At 59.4% G+C, this 2971-nt stretch carries 2 protein-coding genes; both read right to left on the bottom strand.

The genetic code is table 11. The features are described from left to right. Positions 1-956: 956 nt before the first annotated feature. Complete coding sequence (locus tag DM816_RS41220; protein ID WP_117215857.1) at positions 957-1220, bottom strand: GNAT family acetyltransferase; 264 nt, start codon at positions 1218-1220, stop codon at positions 957-959. A gap of 115 nt (positions 1221-1335) precedes the next feature. Beyond that, positions 1336-2971: polymorphic toxin-type HINT domain-containing protein (locus DM816_RS41225; protein WP_281274414.1), on the bottom strand; the 1636-nt coding region annotated here is incomplete at its 5' end.

A 2971-nucleotide genomic window follows, 5' to 3' on the forward strand; every position in this document is an offset into this window, starting at 1 on the left:
TGGTACAACAACCGGCGTCTGCACGGCGAACTCGGGCACATCCCACCCGCCGAGCACGAAGCCCTACACGCGATGACCCACCCGGTCACCGCAGCCCTGGAAACCAGATAATCCACTCTCCATCAAACCCGGGGCTTGACAGTTTGACAGCTCCACCAGGTCGAATGTTTAGACCTTCAGTCCACGGGCCAGAGCCGCCACCAACACCTTTGTTAGTAGAGCCGCTTCCCGTCTTCGTACCGGGCTTGGTGGGCTGGTTTGGCCCGGGTGGTTTCGGCTGGGTGGGTTTGGGCTGAGTGATGGTGCGTTGGCCCCGGCCCAGCTGGTTCTCGACCTTAGCAATCCGTGAGACGCCCCGCGCTTTAGCGACTGACGAGGCGATAGCGTTCTTTACAGCGTCTTTGATGCGAGCGAAGAGGCCAACTCCACGTGTCTTTGTAAGACCGCCAGCAACGCCAGCTGGTCCGGCATTTCCCCAGCTTACGATGTGATACTCGGCGATCCCACCGGCTCTGCCTGCTGGACCTCCGCGGGCACCGCCTGTACCGAACCTAGCTCCTCCACATCTGCATTTTTTGCCATCCGGATCGTCGAAGGTGACCGGATTGTTGTTGGCGTAGACGTAGCCGTGCCATTGCTGTGGCTCGCGCGCACGCACCCACGCAACAAGTCAGCCTGAACCTGGCAAAGCAGCATCAACCCGGCCACACCAGGCCGTTGACGATCCCCTCATGGGTCAAGCCGGACAGTGCTTCCGGGGATCGACGCCACGCGCTACGCGACGTGCCACCGGCCAACCCTGCCGACCGTCGTGATCGGACAGTTGGCATCCATCAATTCGCATACGTACTCAGTGCTTGACAGCAACCGTGACAGCAACCGGGGCGGACAACCACGACCATCAGCGCACAACGGAGTGGTACCAATACGCACGGTAATGGGACCACTCCGCTGGATCATGACGATTGCTGGGACCTTTCCATGAAGATCCTCAGTGCATCCGCATCGCGTTCTAATAGCGCATCGTAATGCGATTCCTCGCGAATCAATTCTTCGTAACCCCATATGGCTTGCAGGTGTTCGGAATTGCCGTAATCCGCGAACAGCCACTCGTTGGGAAGAGCCGGATCAGCAACCTCGAATAGCTGGATCGGATACCAATACGGGAGCCGAGTGTCATCGAGGATTAGGACCATAAGTGCGCCAGCGTAAAGCGACATCGCAGCCACCTGGTATCGAGCGCCAACAGTGACATGCAGGTCCGCCTCAGTGTTGTACGCGGCAGTATTCGCAGGTAGATGCCTAGCGCTTCCAGCGGTACATGTAACTTCCATGTCAGCCCACAAACTTGTAATCGTCGACTTGGCCGGTGGTTCGGTTCATGACGTAGTGAATTTCGATACCGTTTACTCGCTGCGTCATCTTGACCCATCCGTCGGTACCCATCCAACGCGGATCGGTCATGCCTTTCTTGAGGGGAACGATCGTGCCACCCATTGGATTCGACATTACAGAATGCATCGCGAGTTGCTCATTCAGATTGTTTGCCGTCGTTCTTCCAGTTGATCCTCGGCCCAACGGTTGGAGGTCAATTGTCACACCGTTTGCGTCGGTCACAAATCGAGCTGTCGGGCCACATCCGCCCGGACCAGTGTTGTGTACCAGCACAGGAGTATTCCCGGCGAGGACGTAGTAGGTGTGAATGTCGGCGACGGTGAGGTTGTGCATGATCTTCGATCCGAGGTAGTTAATCACCTTCGCGACCGTGAGCTGTTTGCCGTCGGCGGTGAGCAGGTGTTCATTCGAGCTGAGACCTGCTGCTGGGGTCCATGTGCGACGAGTCTTTGTCCAGAAAGGGTGCTCCCACGTCGTATCGATGACGTACTGATTGCCATCCTCGTCGACGACAGTAACCAGTGTGAGCTGTTTGTCCTGGTTGACGTGGAGCTGGGTCACCGCTTTTGGCTTTGTTTCACCAGTCTCTGGGTCTGTCGCGAGAACTTCGTCGCCGACCTGGACGTCCTTGATCTTCTTAGTGCCGCCCTCTGCGAGCAGTATCTCGGTTTCTGGATCGAAACTGTTACATGCTCGATAGAGGTCGGTACCCAGGTCACCGATGCGCCCCACGCCTGCGGCCCAGCCGATAAAAGGAATCATGGCTCCGAGCGACATCAACGCCCCGGCAGTGTCACCTACAGACAGTGCAATGATAACGTCGACTCCATCGGCGATCTCGCCGACACCAGGCACCATCCCGGCGAAGGCAAGAAAGAGCTGAATAGAAACGAGAAGCTGTTGCGCCTGTTGGGCGTTTGCGGCATTTTGGATGGCTGTCGCATCGGCGCAAACGGGTGCGTTGAAGTAGATGTCGCACGCTGTCGTGCCCTCCGCTACAGCGCGGACGATGCCGCCACTGCCACAGTTCGGATTGACAAGGTACGGAGGGCAGTTGCCCGGCTTAGTCGGTTTTGGCGTGCCGCCTCCGCCCCCTGGGACCTTGGGGCCTCCGGGTTCACCAGGACCGGGGTTGATGGGGGCAGTGGGGCTATTGCGGTCGCCCGGCTCCTTTTTCATCAACCCCGACGGGTCGGAGAACGTGGTCGGGTTGCCGTTAGCGTACGTGTAGGCGTGCCATTGTTGTGGGTCGGTGAGGTCCATGAGCGGGTCGACGGAGATGAACCGGCCCAACGTGGGGTCGTATTCGCGGGCGCCGAGGTGGGTGTAGCCGGTGGTGTCTTTGGTGCCGCCGACGTAGCCTTTGGTGCCCATCCATCCTGTGGGTGGGGTGCCGCGGTCCTCGCCGTAGGGGAGCATCCGCCGCCGGGTGGCGGACAGGGTGACGGCGTCGATTTGGGCGACGCTGGTTTTTTGGTGGTTGGTGCAGATCCATTTCAGGCCGGTGGGGTCGCGTACGGCGATACCGGCGTAGTAGCGGGTGCCCAACACCGACCCGCCGCCGGACGCGAGGTCC

The sequence above is a fragment of the Allorhizocola rhizosphaerae genome, assembly GCF_003426775.1.
Taxonomy (GTDB): domain Bacteria; phylum Actinomycetota; class Actinomycetes; order Mycobacteriales; family Micromonosporaceae; genus Allorhizocola; species Allorhizocola rhizosphaerae.

Excerpts from the sequence above, each read along its gene's own strand:
- DM816_RS41220 (WP_117215857.1), bottom strand. The coding sequence starts at position 1,220 with ATGTCGCTTTACGCTGGCGCACTTATGGTCCTAATCCTCGATGACACT.